The sequence below is a fragment of the Mesorhizobium sp. AD1-1 genome, from assembly GCF_020164655.1.
In the GTDB taxonomy this organism is placed as follows: Bacteria; Pseudomonadota; Alphaproteobacteria; order Rhizobiales; family Rhizobiaceae; genus Mesorhizobium; species Mesorhizobium ciceri.
This window is the reverse complement of sequence record NZ_JAIUGP010000014.1, coordinates 43,671-60,006: the sequence shown is the minus strand read 5'-3', so window position 1 is coordinate 60,006 and position 16,336 is coordinate 43,671. Positions and strand designations below refer to the sequence as shown.

The following is a 16,336-nucleotide window of genomic DNA, read 5'->3' as shown; positions in this document are numbered from 1 at the left end:
TCACGGGGACCCGTCTCATGATCAAGTCCGAACTTGTGCAGATTATTGCCACGCGCAATCCGCATCTTTTCCTGCGCGACGTCGAAAACATCGTCGGCGCGATCTTTGATGAAATCACCGACGCCCTTGCCGAAGGCAACCGGGTCGAGTTGCGTGGCTTCGGCGCTTTTTCGGTGAAAAATCGTCCCGCGCGCACCGGACGCAATCCGCGCACCGGCGAATCCGTCGAGGTCGAGGAGAAATGGGTGCCGTTCTTCAAGACCGGCAAGGAACTGCGTGAAAGGCTGAACGGCGGCAAGTAGGCGCGACGTCAGCGCCTGACGGCCTTTCGGACAGGCCAGCTTCCGACGGAAAACATCATGTTCAATCGCTTCATCCTTATCGCGATCTTCGTGCCCCTGGCGATCATCCTGATCGCACTCGCTGTCGCCAACCGCGAACTGGTCGCCTTCACGCTGGACCCGTTCAATCCCGGCAATCCGAAGCTGACCCTGACTTTGCCGCTGTTCATCTTCCTGTTCCTGGCGCTCGCCATCGGCATGATCGTCGGCAGTCTGGCTACGTGGGTCAAACAGGGTCGCTATCGCAAGCTGGCGCGCCAGCGCGGCGTCGAAGCCGAGAACCTGCGCCAGGCGGTCAGCCGTGCGCCGGCGGTATCACAAAGCCAGGCACCGGGGTCCGCCCAAGAGGCAGCATTGCCGAAGCCGACCGCTTGAGCCGCCAATCGGCGGTTTTGTCCTCACGGAGTTTTTCATGCTGACCATTTCGGCCGCAGAGGTCGACCATGCGCTGACCTTTCCCGGACTGGTCGAGACGCTGCGCATGGCGTTTCGCGACGGTGCGGTGCAGCCGGTCAGGCATCATCATACGATCGAGCGGCCCGATGGTGCCGCCTCCACACTGCTTTTGATGCCGGCCTGGACCGATCTCAACGCGGCCGGCACGTCGGCCGGCGGTCACGTCGGCGTCAAGATCGTCACCGTGTCGCCCGACAACAATGCCATCGGCAAGCCCGCGGTGATGGGGCTCTATCTTCTGCTCAACGGCGCCACCGGCGAACCCGAGGCCCTGATCGACGGCCAGCGGCTGACACAATGGCGCACCGCCTGTGCTTCGGCGCTTGCGGCCTCCTATCTCGCCCGCGACGATGCCTCGCGGCTGCTTGTGGTCGGCGCCGGCGCGCTGTCGCCCTTCCTCGCCAAGGCGCACTCGGCCGTGCGGCCCATCAAGACCATCCGCATCTGGAACCGCACCCCGGCCAATGCCGAGAAAGTCGCGGCCGATCTGTGCGCCCAGGGCTTCGCGGCCAGTGCGGCAAGCGATCTCGATACGGAGCTTGGGCAGGCCGACATCGTCTCCTCGGCAACGATCACGACCACGCCGTTGATCAAGGGCGCATTGTTGCGGCCGGGAACCCATGTCGACCTGGTCGGCGGCTTTACGCCGACGATGCGCGAGAGCGATGACGATGCGATCAGGCTTGCCCGCGTCTATGTCGACACCCGCGCCGGCGCCACCAAGGAAGCCGGCGACATCGTCCAACCGCTGACCTCCGGCGTGCTGAAACCGGAAGCCATCGTCGCCGATCTGCACGAATTGGCGCGCGGCCGGAAGAAGGGCCGCGAGAGCGCCGGTGAGATCACGCTGTTCAAGTCGGTCGGAGCGGCGCTCGAGGATCTTGCCGCCGGCATTGCCGTCTACAAGGCGCTCACGGCCTAGTTTACCGCTGCACCCATTTCGGCGCCCATCGCCTCAGCGATCACACGAAAATCGTGATCCCCGATTTCAAAAAGGCCAAAGCGAAGCTGATAACCCCAGTTCGACTTGGCCGCGGTGAAATCCAGCCTGTCGAGCAGCGGCTTGATCGGCGCTTCCTCGGCCTTGGCCCACGCCACATCGCGGCGGAACGGCGTGAAGCCGGCGCCCATATCGCCCTGATAAGGCTCGCCTTCCTGCACGATGCCTATCGCCGTGAAAGCCTGCAGGCCGTCTTTCTCGCCCAAAACAGTGGTCGGCGAATAGTAGACGACGCCATCACCCGGCTTGACGCGACGCAGCGGTGCCGCCTTGCCGTGGTTGACCTGCATGAAGCCGGCTGTGCGACCACGCCGGACATGCTCGGCCGACGCCACCGCTATCCAATACGCGCTCATTTCTGTTCCCCATTGGCCTGTTCCCCGTCGGACAGCCAGTAGACGCGCAGGCGATGATTATCGGGATCGAGCGCGACAAAAGTACGGCCGAAATCCATGTCGGTCGGCGTCTGCAGGATCTTCAGCCCGCGCCCGGACCAGTCGGCATGGGCGGCATCGACCGCATCGGGCGTATCCAGCGCAAACACGATTTCGGCGCCACCGCCTGACGTGGCGGCTGCCGGCTCCACCGTATGGCGCGACCACAGGCCGAGCTTGAAGCCGGCATCGAGCACGAACAGCACGAAGGTCGGCGAACTTTCGACCGGCTCACGACCGAGCAGCGCGCTGTAGAAGGCACCGCTCTGCTGCGGCTGGTCGACATAGAGGATGACGAAATTCGGGGTGGCCATATCTGCTCTCCAAGGTTCGGTGTTTCGACTTGACGAACATACGATAGGCTACTGTCAGAATATGGCAGCAGTCATCGCGAACCACGCGGCTTGTCGAGCGTCGTTCGCCATTCCTTGAGCAGCGCCTGGCGACGACGCGGATAGCGCGTGTCCATTGCTTGGAGTTCGGCGATGCGATCGGCGCGAAAATGCCGGAAATCCTGCCGCATCTCGCACCACGCCACCACCACCCGCACCTTGTCGAAGAAGCCCAGCGCAAATGGCCAGACGACGCGCTGGGACACGGCCCCGCCGGCATCGCGGTAGAGAAAGCCGAGCTTGCGCTCGTTGCGGATGGCCTGCCGCACCAGACCAAGATCGATGCCCTCGGTGGCCGCGGCAGGAGGCCCGACCAGCAGTGTGCTCGCGTCAAGATCCTCGCGCAGATCGTCGGGCAGCACGGCTGCGATCTTGGCCAACGCGTTGGCGGCGGCGGCCGAGAGACGCTGGTCCGGCTGCCTGGCGACCCAGCGCGAGCCGAGCACAATGGCTTCGATCTCCTCGTCGCTGAACATCAGCGGCGGCAGCATGAAGCCGGGCTTGAGCACATAACCCAACCCCGCCTCACCTTCGATCGGCGCGCCCTGGCCCTGCAGCGTGGCGATGTCGCGGTAGAGCGTGCGGATCGAAACGCCCGTCTCGTCGGCAAGCATGTGCCCGCTCACCGGCCGGCGATGCCGGCGCAAGCACTGTATGAGGTCGAGTAGGCGTTCGGAGCGGGACATCGAGCAGATTTGCCTGTTTCTTTGACATTGGTCCATCGCCGGCAGACATAAACCGGAGAGGCCGACCTGTCGGACTTGGTTGCGAAGCCGGTTGCCCTATGTCAAAAGCGGCCACGCCGTTCGGAGTTGCCCCCGCTTGAAGTCTTTTCGCGACAAACGCCGCGACAACCGTCCACATCCATCCGCCAAGAGTGCGGCGGACGTGTCACGCCCGCGTCCCGGCCAGGCTCCTGCCAGACCGGAAGCGCCACCGCGCGAGCGCCATGAGGCGAAGACGGAAAATCGTTCCGAACCGAACTCGGCGCCGCGCATCCTGGCCCGCCGCGAAGGCGCTCTGCCCACTGAACATCTTCCCGTGATCCTGGAAGTGGCGCCCAATGCCGATTATGCGCTGCTCGACAGCGGCACCGGCCAGAAGCTCGAACAATATGGCCCCTACCGGATCGTGCGGCCAGAGGGCCAGGCGATCTGGCAAAAGGCCTTGCCGGCAAAGGAATGGGAGCGCGCCGACGCCGTCTTCACCGGAGACACCGACGAGGAGGGGATCGGCCGCTGGCGTTTCCCGAAGCTGCCGCTCGGCGAGACCTGGCCGATGAAGCATGACGGCATCGACTATCTCGGCCGTTTCACCTCGTTTCGTCATGTCGGCGTCTTTCCCGAGCAGGCTTCCCACTGGGACCACATGGCCGGGCTGATCGCGGCGGCGAAGCGGCCGGTCAAGGTTCTGAACCTGTTCGGCTATACCGGTCTCGCTTCCTTGGTGGCGGCTCGCGCCGGTGCCGAGGTCACCCATGTCGATGCCTCGAAGAAGGCGATCGGCTGGGCCCGCGAAAACCAGGAGATGGCCGGCCTCGGCAGCAAGCCGATCCGCTGGATCGTCGACGACGCGGTGAAATTCGCCGAGCGCGAGGAGCGCCGCGGCAGCCGCTACGATATCATTCTGTTCGACCCGCCGGCCTATGGCCGTGGCCCCAAGGGCGAGGTCTGGCAATTGTTCGAGGACCTGCCCGATTTGACCGACCTCTGCCGGGCGATCCTGACGCCGAAGCCGCTTGCCGTGGTGCTGACCGCCTACTCGATCCGCGCCTCCTTCTTCGCCATCCACGCCCTGATGCGCGATACCTTTGCCGGCATGGGCGGCAAGGTTGAATCGGGTGAGCTGATCATCCGCGAAAAGTCCGCCGGCCGGGCGCTATCGACCTCATTGTTTTCGCGTTGGGTGGCTGAATGAACGAGCGGCATGCAGGCGCACCCGGCCAGGTGAAGGAGGTCACCAGCCTCGCCAATCCGCTGGTCAAGGACATCAAGGCGCTCGCTCAGAAGAAATTCCGCGACCAGCAGAACGCCTTCATGGCCGAGGGGTTGAAGCTGGTCATCGATGCGCTCGATCTCGGCTGGCAGATCAGGACATTGGTTTTCGCCAAGGCCGGGCGCGGCAACGCTGCCGTGGAGAAGGTGGCCGCACGCACGGTTGCGGCAGGCGGCATGGTGCTCGAAGTGTCGGAGAAGGTGCTGGTCGCCATCACCCGTCGCGACAACCCGCAAATGGTGGTCGGCGTCTTTTCGCAGAAATTCCTCGCCTTGAAGGATGTCCGCGCTGACAATGGCGACGTCTGGGTGGCGCTCGACCGGGTGCGCGACCCCGGCAATCTCGGCACCGTCATCCGCACCGTCGATGCCGTCGGCGCCAAAGGCGTCATCCTGGTCGGCGATACCACTGATCCATTCTCCGTGGAGACGGTGCGTGCCACCATGGGTTCGATCTTTGCCGTGCCGGTGGCGAAGGCGACAACCGAGGCTTTCCTCGCCTGGCGAGGCGGGTTTTCAGGCCTCGTCGCCGGAACCCACCTGAAAGGCGCCGTCGACTACCGCTCGGTCGATTTTTCCCGCGGGCCCGTGCTGCTGATGATGGGCAACGAGCAGCAGGGACTGCCCGAAAGCCTGGCTGCGAGTTGCGACAGGCTGCTCAGGATTCCGCAAGCGGGCCGTGCCGATTCGCTCAATCTGGCCGTTGCCACCGGCATCATGCTGTTCGAGATCCGGCGCGGCGCGCTGAAGCTCGAGCCAATCCTGGACCAGCAATGAAGGTTGCCTGCCCGTGAGATCATGGTCTCCCTACGCATTGCTCGTCGTCGCGGCCATCGCGCTCGACCAGTGGATAAAATACCTGGTCGAGGCCGATCTGCCTTTTCAGGAGAAGGTTGATCTGCTGCCCTTCCTGGCGCTGTTTCGCACCTACAATACCGGCATCGCCTTCTCGATGTTCTCGTCCTTCGGCGACACCGGGCTGATCGTCATTTCGCTCGCCGTCGTTGCCTTCGTGCTGTTCCTGGCGACCCGGATCGCGCCGTCCCAGATCCTTGCCCGCACCGGCTTTGCGCTGATCGTCGGCGGCGCGCTCGGCAATCTGATCGACCGCGCCGTCTACGGCCACGTCATCGACTACATCCTGTTCCACACGCCGGTCTGGTCCTTCGCCGTCTTCAACCTTGCCGACGCCTTCATTTCGGTTGGTGCGGCACTGGTCGTCTTCGACGAGCTGGTCGGCTGGCGGCGCGAACCCAAAGCCAGTCCTTCCAAGGATTGACCCCGTGCGGCCATCGCCGCACAGTTCATGTCGTCAAGATCGCGGAGAAAGACATGTCCGAAACCTTCAAAGCCATCCTCGTTTCGCGTGACGCCGAGAAAAAGCAGTCGGTCGCCGTGACCGATCTCACCGAGGCCGACCTGATGGAAGGCGATGTCACCGTCGCGGTCGAGGCAACGACGGTGAACTACAAGGATGGCTTGGCGATCACAGGCAAGGCGCCGGTGATCCGCCGCTGGCCGTTGGTGCCGGGCATCGATTTCGCCGGCACCGTCATTTCGTCCTCGCATCCCGACTGGCGCGCCGGAGACAAGGTCGTGCTGAATGGCTGGGGCGTCGGCGAAACCCATTTCGGTGCCTATGCAGGCCGTGCCCGCGTCAGGGGCGACTGGCTGGTGCCGCTGCCGCAAGGCATCAGCCCGCATGACGCGATGGCCGTCGGCACCGCAGGATATACCGCCATGCTCTGTGTCATGGCCCTGGAGCGGCACGGCATCCTGCCCGATCGCGGCCCGGTGGTGGTGACGGGGGCAGCCGGCGGCGTCGGCTCGGTCGCAGTCTCCATCCTGTCCAGCCTCGGCTACCATGTCATTGCTTCCACCGGCCGCAATGCCGAAAGCCCCTTTCTGATGGACCTTGGCGCCGCCGAGGTGATCTCGCGCGAGGAGCTTGCCCAGCCGGCCAAGCCGCTGGCCAAGGAGCGCTGGGCGGGCGGCATCGACGCTGTCGGCAGCCACACGCTGGCCAATGTGCTCTCGATGACCTCCTATGGCGGCGCGGTCGCCGCCTGCGGCCTGGCCGGCGGCATGGACCTGCCGGCCAGCGTCGCGCCCTTCATCCTGCGCGGTGTCTCATTGCTCGGCATCGATTCAGTGATGGCGCCGAAAGCAGTCCGCCTCGAGGCATGGCGCCGCATCGGCACCGACCTCGATCTGCAGAAGCTCGCCAGCCTGTCCAGCACCATCGGGTTCGACGGCATCGTCGATGCCGCGCGCGATATCGTCGAGGGCAAGATCCGCGGCCGCGTCGTCGTGGATATGTGACTCCGCCCAACTGCCGGAAGGGCGGATGCAATCGCCAGATCTGGTGGCAAACCCGCCGCGCCTCGGCAAAAAGCGCTCATCCGCTAAAATTGGAACGATCCGCCGCAATTTTCCATAAGCTCTGTCTGGCAAGAATTTCGCATGATCGCGCAATCCGGCAGCCAACAGGCGGACACTGGCGACGATGTCGATGCGGTGCTGCCGCCGGCGTCGACGCGGCGCTTCGTCGCCGCGCCGCCGCTGGTGCCCGAGCCGGAATTCTCCAGGCGCGAAGGCCTGTCCTTTCTGACATTCGTCGCCATCGTGGTGATGGCCGGGCTGGCGCACCTGACCGGGGCACCGATGTTCATCAGCGTTGCATTGCTCGCAACCGGCCTAGCCGGCCTTGCCATGCATCTGCGCGCCAGGCGGAGCGAACATCGCACCGCCGCCCTTCTTGACGAAACCACGGCCCGCAGCCGCGCCGAGATCGAGACGCTGGCCGACCGCATGTGGGAGATGCAGGAGAGCGATGAGCGCTTTCGCGGCCTGATCGACGCGCTTGGCGATCTTGTCATCCATCGCGACCGCGACGGCTACATCGTCTATGCCAACAAGGTCTTCGCCGATCTCGTCGAGATCGACCAGCGCGATCTTGCCGGCAAGACCCTGGCGGAACTCGGCATCGAGGTCGGCATGGTTCCCGATGCCGCCTTTTCCGACCATGAGTGCCTGAGTTCCACCGATGTCTCTATCAGCACGCCGAGCGGGCAGCGCTGGTTCTCCTGGATCGAACTGTCGGTGCGCGACAAGGACAGCGGCGCGGTCTCGCACCGCGCCATCGCCCGCGACATCACCGCCCGCAAACGCGCCGAATCCTCGCTGATCACCGCACGCGAACGGGCCGAATATGCCAGCCAGGCCAAATCGCGCTTCCTCGCCACCGTCAGCCATGAAATCCGCACCCCGATGAACGGCATCATGGGCATGGCCAGGTTGCTCGCCGACACCAGCCTGTCGCCGGAGCAGCAGACCTATGTCGGCGCCGTCTCGACCTCAGCCAGCGCATTGCTTGCCCTGATCGAGGATCTTCTCGACTATTCCAAGATCGAAGCCGGGCGTTTCGACCCGGAGCCGCAGCCGATGTCGGTGCGCGAGATCGCCGACAACATCATCGAATTGCTGGCGGCGCGCGCCTTCGCCAAGGATATCGGGCTGGGTTGTCATGTCGAACCCGACGTGCCGCAATTGATCACCGCCGATCCAGGCAAGGTCAGGCAGGTGCTTCTCAACCTCATCGGCAACGCCATCAAGTTCACCGACAGCGGCGGCGTGCTGGTGAGCATTGCACGCGCACGCACCGAAACCAGCGACCGCATATGCTTTACCATCGCCGATACCGGTCCGGGCCTGCATGATGCCGACCTGGAGCGCATTTTCGAGGAGTTCGAGCAGGCCGACGGCACGTCGACACGCACACATGGCGGGGCCGGCCTCGGCCTTGCCATCTCCAGGCGCCTGGTGGCCGCCATGGGTGGCACGATCTCGGTATCCAGCCGGCTCGGCCAGGGATCCGAGTTCGTCTTCGAAGTCCCTGCGACAGCGGCCACCGAAGCGCCGCAGGGCCGCCAGAATGCTCTCTCGGGCAGACGCGTGGTGATCCTGTCGAAGAACGCCGTCGAGGCCGACGCCATCGCCCGCACCATCCGTGCCAACGGCGGCGCGGTCGACATCGCCACCACCGCCGCACAGGCCGCGCCTTTCGCCGCCGGCTGCGACGCGATCCTGGTCGATGCAGCGATGGAGGAAGGCGACGGAAGGCTGCTCAAGCGCCTGCGCCAGAGCGGTTTCTCCGACTGTGAGGCGATCACGCTGATCGCGCCGACAGATCGCGGCATGCTTGGCGAGTTCCGCGCCAGCGGCTACGCAACCTTCCTGGCCAGGCCGGTGCGCGGCGGAACACTTTTGCGTGTACTGTTGAGCAGCCATGCTCCGAGCCTCGGCCCGCCGCAGCCGGAAAAGCGCGGCGCGCCGACACAGCGCGCCGTCGGCAACCGCCAGCGCGGCCTGTCGGTGCTGATCGCCGAGGACAATGACATCAATGCCATGCTGGCCCGCGCCACGCTGCTGAAGGCCGGGCATCGCGTCAGGGTGGTCGGCAACGGCAAGGCGGCCGTCGAGGCTGTCACCGGCGCCGCGCACAAGGACCGCTTCGACGTGGTCTTGATGGATCTGCACATGCCGGTCATGGACGGGCTGGACGCGATTGCCGCCATCCGCCGCCATGAGGAAGAAAGTGCCGTGCGGCCGGTGCCGATCATGGTGCTGTCGGCCGACAGCCAGGAAAAGACCCGCCATGCGGTGTTGGCCCATGGAGCCAGCGGCTTTGTCACCAAGCCGCTCGACCCCGAGGCGCTGGTCAATGCCGTCGAGGGCCAGGTCGTCGCGGCCTGAGCTTTCCACCGCCCATTCCGCACCGGGCGATCACTTAAACGTAGCCGGTTGATCGTATTCGCCAGCCGACGAAGTATTGCCCACGACGTCGTATCACGGTACTGTCACAATCCTGTTGCACCTACACCGTATCCCCGTGCCAAGAGGGATGGCTCGAAGGAGAATCACTCGTGCATACAGTTATGCCGGAATGTGACACTCGGCCGAACGCCAGCAGCGCCTTGCTTGCCGGACGTAACGTCGATTCCGTCATAAAGGGCGCGGCGCTGGGCCGTATAGGCAATCTTGAAGTGCGGCTCGCTCGCAACGAGGCCGAGATCGCGGCCGCGCAGGAAGTGCGCTACCGGGTGTTCTACGACGAACTTGGCGCCAGGAAGGACCTGTTCCAGGCCCATGACCGCCGTGACGCCGACCGCTTCGATCCGCTCTGCGACCATCTGCTGGTTTTGGACACCACGCTTTCCGGTCCCGAACATCGCCGCATCGTCGGCACATATCGGCTGCTGCGGCAAGAAATCGCGGCCACGGCCGGCGGTTTCTATTCCGAAGGTGAATTCGAGCTGACCAAGCTCATTGCCCGTCACCCCGGCCAGCGTTTCCTTGAACTCGGCCGCTCCTGCGTCTTGCCGGAATACCGCTCGAAGCGCACCATCGAAGCGTTGTGGCAAGGCATCTGGGCTTACATCAACCATTATGAAATCGGTGTGATGACCGGTTGCGCTTCCTTTCACGGCACCGTGCCGGCGGCGCATGCCGAGGCGCTCACCTACCTCGCCCACCACTGCCGCACAAATTCGGCCTGGGATGTACGCGCGGTCTCCGGGCGCTACTGCTCGATGGACCTGATGCCGATCGAGGCGGTCAATGCCAAGGCGGCGATCGCCGCGATGCCGCCTCTGGTCAAGGGCTATCTGCGTGTCGGCGCCCGCATCGGCGATGGCTGCGTCATCGATCGCGAATTCTCGACGGTCGATGTGTTCGTCGTGATGCCGGTCAAGGAGATCGGCGCACGCTACGTCAACTATTATGGCGGGGAAGCCCAGCGCTTCGCTGCGTGAGGCTAGCGAATAGAAAGTAGCGGGAGCTATCTCGTTCAACCCCTATTCGCTATTCGCTTCCTTTTCACAAAATATCTTCCGGCCGCCTGCCGGGCCGGCTCTTGTAGGACGGAAACGACCAGCCGAATTTGAGCGCGCCGCCACGCACAAGGAACGCCGCCGCAAAACCGGCAAAATCCGAGGCGAGCGGCGGCAGTCCGGCAAGATCGCCAAGCGTGTAAAGGCCGGCACCTGCAAGGGCCGCCGTGACATAGATTTCGGGCCTGAGCAGCACCGATGGCTCGCCGGCAAGGAGATCGCGCAGAATGCCGCCGAAAGTGGCGGTGAGCACGCCGGTGATGACGGAGACGACCGGCGAACCGGTAATCGCAAGCCCCTTGGCCGCGCCCATCACCGAAAAAGCAGCGAGCCCGATGGCGTCGAGCCAGAGCAGCCATTTCCAGCGCGATTCGACACGATGCGCGCTGAAGAAGACCAGCACCGCAACCGCGGCGCAGACCAGCACATAGCCGGAGTTGGCGACCCAGAAAACCGGCAGGTTGAGGATGACGTCGCGAAGCGTGCCGCCACCTATCCCGGTGACGCTGGCCAGGAACAGGAAGCCGATAATGTCGAGCTGCTTGCGCGAAGCCGCAAGCGCTCCGGTCGCCGCGAAGACGGCGACACCGGCATAGTCGAGAAGCGCGATGGGGTTCATTGCAGGCCAGGGGAGTAAGGGAATAGGGGAATACGGGAGTATGTTTATCACGAAACCGCACCGCTGGTACGCTCCCCTACTCCCCTACTCCCCTACTCCCCTATTCCATTACTGCCTTAACTATGCATCCTTCTCGGCCTGCTCGTTTACCGGCCCCGGCTCGACCGGCGCTTCAGCGGCGGCAAACTTCGGACCGCCTTTGGCGACGCCGACCATAGCCGGGCGCAGCACGCGGTCGCCGATCGAATAGCCCGGCTGCACGACCTGGACCACGGTGTTGGCCGGGACGTCCGGATTGGGCACTTCGAACATCGCCTGGTGGAAATTGGGATCGAACTTCTCGCCTTCCGGCGCGAGCTTCTTGACCCCATGCCGTTCCAGCGCCGACAGCATGGCGCGCTCGGTGAGGTCGACGCCTTCGATCAGCGCCTTGAAGCCGGCGTCACCCGATGCCTTGGCCTCGGCGGGAATCGCATCCAGCGCGCGGCGCAGATTGTCCGACACCGAAAGCATGTCGCGGGCGAAATTCGCGACCGCGTAGGTGCGCGCATCGTGAACATCGCGCGCCGTGCGGCGACGCAGGTTTTCCATCTCGGCCGCCACGCGCAGCGCGCGGTCCTTCAGCTCTTCATTTTCCTTCAGCAGCCGGACAAGGGCTTCATAGTCGCCGTCGGTGCTGCCTTCCGTGCGCTCGGCTGCGGGCTCGGTCGCCTCGACTTCATCGGGCGCGCGTTCGTCTTTTGCCTGGTCGCTCATCGCCGTTTCCCGTCAATCTCGAATGATGTGGATTTTGTGCCCGATATCGATGTTTGGCAGCCAAAAATCAAGGGGTAAGCGATTATGGAAGCCACCGGCAAGGCCGGACAATGGCAGGCAAGGCATTTCGATTTTAATTCAAATTTTACCTTAACTGCCGGCTTTGCTTGCCCCACAGGCAGGATGGGGGAACCATTCCCTTACTGGAGGAGTTTCGAAGCCGACACAGGATTGAGACGATGACCCGCAACACGGGCGAAAAGGCAGAAGGGCTGGCCATCGAGGTCAGGCGCCAGTTGGGTGCCGAGGCGGTGACCCGCTTTCTACGCACCTTGCCGGCCTTCCGCACCGAGGCCGACATTCCCGACCGGCTCCGAGAACTGCTCGACCGCCTCGATGGGGCGGAGCGCGGTGACATCGGCTGGCGCCGGCGTTAACGCAACAATCGATCTTGGCAGCAAACCTCCTATCGGCAATAGCCGGGGAGAGCCGAACCATCTAAGGATAGATGTGTTGTGGTTCAAAATGGAGGACGTAGTGCGCAAGGTTTCGATCACCTCATCGCTGATGGCGCTTGTCGGCCTCGGCGCCATCACCTTGGCGGCTTTTCCGGCACAAGCAGACAATCTGCAGCTGCAATTGGGCAAACATGGCCCGCGGCTGAAGCTCATGGAAGATTGCGACCCCGCCTATGACGATTGCGAAGGCCCCCGTCGCGACGACCGGCGCGACCGCCGTCAACGAGGCTGCACGGAGGACCGGGCCCTCGACAAGGCAGACCGAATGGGCATCCGCCGCGCAAGGATAGAGTCCGTCGGCCGCCGGGAGATCACAGTCCGCGGCAGACAGGGTGGCGACCGCGTGCGCGTGACTTTTGGCACCGAGCGCGGCTGTCCCATCCTCGATCGCGAATAGCGATCGACCTCAGCGGAAAACCTACGCTCAGAATCATCAGCAGGTCGAACCGGCGGTTGGCTGGCTCGACCGCCGGGCCACGCGACAATTACGCACAGTAATTTTGCGTGATGTCGCCTTGCGGCGGCAAGGCACCCCGCCTATGCTTCCTGATGAACATGATTTCCCCTGAGACGGTCGCCAACAGCAAGCGCGCCTGGCTGAAGATTCTCGCCCGCTACAAGAAGCCTGACAGGCGGCGCAGCACCGTCGAACTCGCCATCACCCTCATTCCATTCGCCATACTCTGGGGCCTGTCCTCGGCGGCCTATGCCTATGGCCATTGGTGGGGACTGATCCTCATCCTCCCCGCGGCCGGGTTTCTGGTGCGCATCTTCATGATCCAGCACGATTGCGGCCACGGCTCCTTCTTCGCCAATCGCTACGCGGACGACTGGATCGGCCGCGCGCTCGGCATCCTGACGCTGACGCCCTACGATTGCTGGCGGCGCGCCCACGCGACGCACCACGCCAGCGCCGGCAATCTTGACGAACGCGGCATGGGCGACATCCGGACGCTGACCGTTGCAGAATACCGGCAGATGTCGTGGCGAGGCCGCCTTGCCTATCGTCTCTATCGCCACCCGCTGGTGATGTTCGGGCTCGGTCCGATCTGGCTGTTCATCTTCGAGCAAAGGCTGCCCGTCGGCATGATGCGCGGCGGCCTGACCCCTTGGGTGTCGTCGATGACCACCAATCTTGGCATCGCGGTCGCAGCAGCCATCCTCATTTGGTTCGTCGGTCCCGGCGCGTTCCTGGTGGTCCACCTGCCGATCGTCATCCTCGCCGGTTCGGCCGGCATCTGGCTGTTCTATGTCCAGCACCAGTTCGAGGAAACGGAATGGGCGAAGGATGTCGACTGGGAATTCCAGCACGCTGCCTTGCACGGATCGTCCTATTACGACCTCCCGCCGGTGCTGAACTGGTTCACCGGCAACATCGGTGTCCATCACGTCCATCACCTCTCCGCCAAGGTGCCGTGCTACCGGTTGCAGGAAGTGCTGCGGGATTATCCCGAACTGCGCGACATCGGCCGTGTCACGCTGCTGGAAAGCCTGCGCTGCGTTAAACTGGCGTTGTGGGACGAGAACCGCCGCAAGCTGGTGTCGTTCCGCGAGGCACGGGCGGCGGCTTAAGCAATTCCAGCAGAAGTGGTGAACGGTTTCCAGGGAAAGCGCGTAGCGTTTCCCTGGGCAATTGCGTCAAACCAAGAAAAATAAAACGACCGCCAGTCTATAGGCACCGCGGCCTGGAGCTCCTATCAGGCAGCCCTGATCATGTCGGCGGCCTTTTCGGCGATCATGATGGTTGGCGCATTGGTGTTGCCACCAATCAGTGTCGGCATCACCGAGGCGTCCACGACACGCAAGGCTTCAAGCCCGCGCACCTTGAGTTGCGGATCGACCACCGCCATCTCGTCGACCCCCATCCGACAGGAGCCGACCGGGTGATAGACCGTGTCGGCGCGGGTACGGATATGGGTCATCAGATCGGCATCGCTTGGCTCGCCGGCGATGTGCATTTCCTTGTGCCGGTAGCGCGTCAGCGCCGGTGAAGCCAGCACCTGCCGGGTGATCTTCACGCCTTTCAACAGCAGCTCCGCATCGCGCTGGTCGCTGAGAAAGCGCGGATCGATGCGCGGCGCGGCAAGTGGATCGGCGCTGGCCAGCCCAACCTCGCCACGCGAGTGCGGCCGCAATATGCAGACATGACAGGAGAAGCCGAAGCCGTAGTGCAGCGTGCGCGCATGGTTTTCGACCAGCCCGATGACGAATTGCAGCTGCAGGTCAGGGCGCTCAAGCGCCGGGTCGGATTTGACGAAAGCGCCGCTCTCGGCCGCCGGCGAGGCGATCAGCCCGGTCCCATCCCGCCGCCACTGCGCGATATGCCGTAGGAAACCCAACGCGCCGCGCGGGCTCATGCCAAGCATATCGGTGTCCTTCGATCTCCAGCCGACGATGAAATCGAGGTGGTCCTGCAGGTTCTTGCCGACGCCCGGCAATTCGTGGACGACGGGAACGCCATGCACGGCAAGTTCGGCCGCTGGGCCGATACCCGACAGCAACAGAAGCTGCGGCGAACCGAAGGCACCGCCACACAGGATCACCTCGCACGACGCCTGCGCCACTGCCTCGCCTTTGCGTGTCCGGTAGCGGACACCGGTGGCCCGCTTGCCGTCAAGGACGATGCCTGTGGCGTGCGCCCGCGTGATCACGGTCAGATTGGCCCGCTGCATCACCGGATGGAGATAGGCGGCGGCAGCCGAACAGCGCTCGCCATTGCGGGCGCCACCGGCGAACTGGGTCACCTGGAAATAGCCTGCGCCCTCTTGTTCCGGTCCGTTGAAATCGTCCGAGGCGCGAATCTGGTTTTCGGCACAAGCCTCTATGAAGGCCTTGGCGATTGGCCTCGGCGAGCGCTGGTTCGACACTTTCAGCGGGCCGTCCCCGCCATGCAGGGCATCAGTGCCGCGCTCATTGCCTTCGGCGCGCCGGAAATAGGGCAGCACCTCATCCCACGACCAGCCCTCACAGCCCAGATCGGCCCATTCGTCATAGTCGCTGCGATGGCCTCTGACATAGAGCATCGCATTGATGGCGCTGGAGCCGCCCAGCGCCTTGCCGCGCGGCTGGTAGCCCTTGCGGCCGCCAAGACCTTGCTGCGGCACGGTTTCGAAGGCCCAGTTGTTGATCCTGGGCCGGCCGGAAAGCATACCGATAATGCCAGCCGGAGCGCGGATCAGCATATCCCTGCCCTCGCCGCCAGCTTCGATCAGGCAGACCGTTTTCGAGGGATCTTCCGAAAGCCGTGCGGCAAGCGCACAGCCGGCGGACCCACCGCCGGCTATGACATAGTCGTAACGCATGAAGACCCCTCCCCGATCATTCCAGATTTTCCATCCGGAAGCTCAAGAGAAGGCTTGAACAGGGGGCGTTGTAAAGACGCGCGGAATTACCGCAACGTCAGCCGCTGCGGACGCGCCGCCAGGAGTATTTCGGGCCTTTTGGTTCCGGCACGGCGGCTGGCTGGTAGTAGAGCCCCAATCCGCCGATGCGGCCCTCCTCCAGGCGCTTCAACAGCACGGGGTTCGATATCTCGAACTCGTCGAAGCCCAGGCGCAGCATATGCGGCAGTTGGTCGACCAGTACCTGGCCCGTGGCGCGAACGGCACCTTCGAAATGGTAGCGGCCGCGCAGCAGTTCTCCCTTGGAGAAGGAGCGGCCGTCGCTGAAGGCCGGAAAGGCCAGCGCCACCAGCGACAGCTGGTCGAGCAGGTCGGCGATCTTCTCGAGCTGATCACCCGGCTGCAGCAAGACGCCGAGCCGTTCCTTGGCCGAGCGGCGCACCTCCGGATCGAGATTGAGGAAGACTTGCAACGGCAGGATAAAGCGGCCGTTGCCGGACAGCGCATCGGCGCTTTCGGCATGCGTCCACTCATCCTCCTGAAAACCCGCAGGGGTCCAGAGCCGGGTCTCCGGTGTCGTCGGTCCAGTCATCA

General features: G+C 64.0%; 19 protein-coding genes. 12 read left to right on the top strand and 7 right to left on the bottom strand.

The features are described 5' to 3' along the window. Positions 1–17: 17 nt before the first annotated feature. From LB519_RS23620 to LB519_RS23610, 3 genes are read left to right on the top strand one after another with little or no spacing between them, the layout of a single operon-like run. Positions 18–302, top strand: coding sequence for an integration host factor subunit beta (locus tag LB519_RS23620; RefSeq protein ID WP_006200394.1), 285 nt, complete (start codon positions 18–20; stop codon positions 300–302). Between the two features lie 57 nt (positions 303–359). Continuing rightward, positions 360–716 carry a DUF1049 domain-containing protein gene (locus tag LB519_RS23615; protein ID WP_064995565.1) on the top strand — a complete coding sequence of 119 codons (357 nt, stop codon included), beginning with the start codon at positions 360–362 and terminating at the stop codon, positions 714–716. A 37-nt stretch (positions 717–753) separates the two neighbouring features. Further along, the gene (locus LB519_RS23610) at positions 754–1,719 is read left to right on the top strand and encodes an ornithine cyclodeaminase family protein (RefSeq protein ID WP_063173091.1); all 966 of its coding nucleotides are present in this window, start codon (positions 754–756) and stop codon (positions 1,717–1,719) included. Here LB519_RS23610 and LB519_RS23605 read toward each other — a convergent pair. The 3 genes from LB519_RS23605 to LB519_RS23595 form a co-directional block, all read right to left on the bottom strand. After that, complete coding sequence (locus LB519_RS23605) at positions 1,716–2,153, bottom strand: EVE domain-containing protein (RefSeq protein ID WP_224621323.1); 438 nt, start codon at positions 2,151–2,153, stop codon at positions 1,716–1,718. The genes LB519_RS23610 and LB519_RS23605 overlap by 4 nt on opposite strands. Then, on the bottom strand, positions 2,150–2,545 hold the full coding sequence (locus LB519_RS23600; protein WP_013529579.1) for a VOC family protein: 396 nt from the start codon (positions 2,543–2,545) through the stop codon (positions 2,150–2,152). Before LB519_RS23600 ends, LB519_RS23605 begins: the two co-directional genes overlap by 4 nt. 71 nt (positions 2,546–2,616) lie before the next feature. Then, positions 2,617–3,309, bottom strand: a complete 693-nt coding sequence (locus LB519_RS23595) for a helix-turn-helix transcriptional regulator (RefSeq protein ID WP_063169010.1) — start codon at positions 3,307–3,309, stop codon at positions 2,617–2,619. 136 nt (positions 3,310–3,445) lie between these two features. On the opposite strand from LB519_RS23595, the gene LB519_RS23590 reads away from it, so the two are divergent. From LB519_RS23590 to LB519_RS23565, 6 genes are all read left to right on the top strand, one after another. Further along, entirely contained in the window at positions 3,446–4,540 is a 1,095-nt protein-coding gene (locus LB519_RS23590; protein ID WP_013529577.1) for a class I SAM-dependent rRNA methyltransferase, read from the top strand. Further along, complete coding sequence (locus LB519_RS23585; RefSeq protein ID WP_013529576.1) at positions 4,537–5,394, top strand: TrmH family RNA methyltransferase; 858 nt, start codon at positions 4,537–4,539, stop codon at positions 5,392–5,394. Before LB519_RS23590 ends, LB519_RS23585 begins: the two co-directional genes overlap by 4 nt. Before the next feature lie 13 nt (positions 5,395–5,407). Beyond that, complete coding sequence (gene lspA, locus LB519_RS23580) at positions 5,408–5,896, top strand: signal peptidase II (RefSeq protein WP_013529575.1); 489 nt, start codon at positions 5,408–5,410, stop codon at positions 5,894–5,896. Between the two features lie 53 nt (positions 5,897–5,949). After that, entirely contained in the window at positions 5,950–6,939 is a 990-nt protein-coding gene (locus LB519_RS23575) for an MDR family oxidoreductase (protein WP_127384618.1), read from the top strand. 141 nt (positions 6,940–7,080) lie between these two features. Next, positions 7,081–9,372 carry a PAS domain-containing hybrid sensor histidine kinase/response regulator gene (locus LB519_RS23570; protein ID WP_224621322.1) on the top strand — a complete coding sequence of 764 codons (2,292 nt, stop codon included), beginning with the start codon at positions 7,081–7,083 and terminating at the stop codon, positions 9,370–9,372. Positions 9,373–9,554: 182 nt separating this feature from the next. Beyond that, a complete protein-coding gene (locus LB519_RS23565) occupies positions 9,555–10,430 on the top strand; it encodes a GNAT family N-acetyltransferase (protein WP_023812526.1) in 876 nt (291 codons plus the stop codon). A 64-nt stretch (positions 10,431–10,494) separates the two neighbouring features. Here the strand turns inward: LB519_RS23565 and LB519_RS23560 are convergent, their stop codons facing one another. After that, a complete protein-coding gene (locus tag LB519_RS23560; protein WP_224621321.1) occupies positions 10,495–11,127 on the bottom strand; it encodes a trimeric intracellular cation channel family protein in 633 nt (210 codons plus the stop codon). A gap of 120 nt (positions 11,128–11,247) precedes the next feature. Continuing rightward, entirely contained in the window at positions 11,248–11,883 is a 636-nt protein-coding gene (grpE, locus tag LB519_RS23555; RefSeq protein WP_027161324.1) for a nucleotide exchange factor GrpE, read from the bottom strand. Positions 11,884–12,122: 239 nt separating this feature from the next. Here grpE and LB519_RS23550 point away from each other — a divergent pair, with 239 nt between their 5' ends. The 3 genes from LB519_RS23550 to LB519_RS23540 all read left to right on the top strand — a co-directional run bounded on the left by LB519_RS23550 (position 12,123) and on the right by LB519_RS23540 (position 13,973). Further along, on the top strand, positions 12,123–12,320 hold the full coding sequence (locus LB519_RS23550) for a hypothetical protein (RefSeq protein ID WP_024502834.1): 198 nt from the start codon (positions 12,123–12,125) through the stop codon (positions 12,318–12,320). Between the two features lie 100 nt (positions 12,321–12,420). Then, positions 12,421–12,798 (top strand): hypothetical protein, encoded by a 378-nt coding sequence (locus tag LB519_RS23545; protein ID WP_024502835.1) that lies wholly within the window; start codon positions 12,421–12,423, stop codon positions 12,796–12,798. Positions 12,799–12,950: 152 nt separating this feature from the next. Continuing rightward, the gene (locus LB519_RS23540) at positions 12,951–13,973 is read left to right on the top strand and encodes a fatty acid desaturase (RefSeq protein WP_013529567.1); all 1,023 of its coding nucleotides are present in this window, start codon (positions 12,951–12,953) and stop codon (positions 13,971–13,973) included. A gap of 125 nt (positions 13,974–14,098) precedes the next feature. Here the strand turns inward: LB519_RS23540 and LB519_RS23535 are convergent, their stop codons facing one another. Together LB519_RS23535 and LB519_RS23530 are read right to left on the bottom strand one after the other, a co-directional pair. Next, positions 14,099–15,703 carry a GMC family oxidoreductase gene (locus tag LB519_RS23535; RefSeq protein ID WP_224621320.1) on the bottom strand — a complete coding sequence of 535 codons (1,605 nt, stop codon included), beginning with the start codon at positions 15,701–15,703 and terminating at the stop codon, positions 14,099–14,101. A 97-nt stretch (positions 15,704–15,800) separates the two neighbouring features. Continuing rightward, positions 15,801–16,334, bottom strand: coding sequence for a DUF934 domain-containing protein (locus LB519_RS23530; protein WP_224621319.1), 534 nt, complete (start codon positions 16,332–16,334; stop codon positions 15,801–15,803). Between the last annotated feature and the right edge of the window lie 2 nt (positions 16,335–16,336).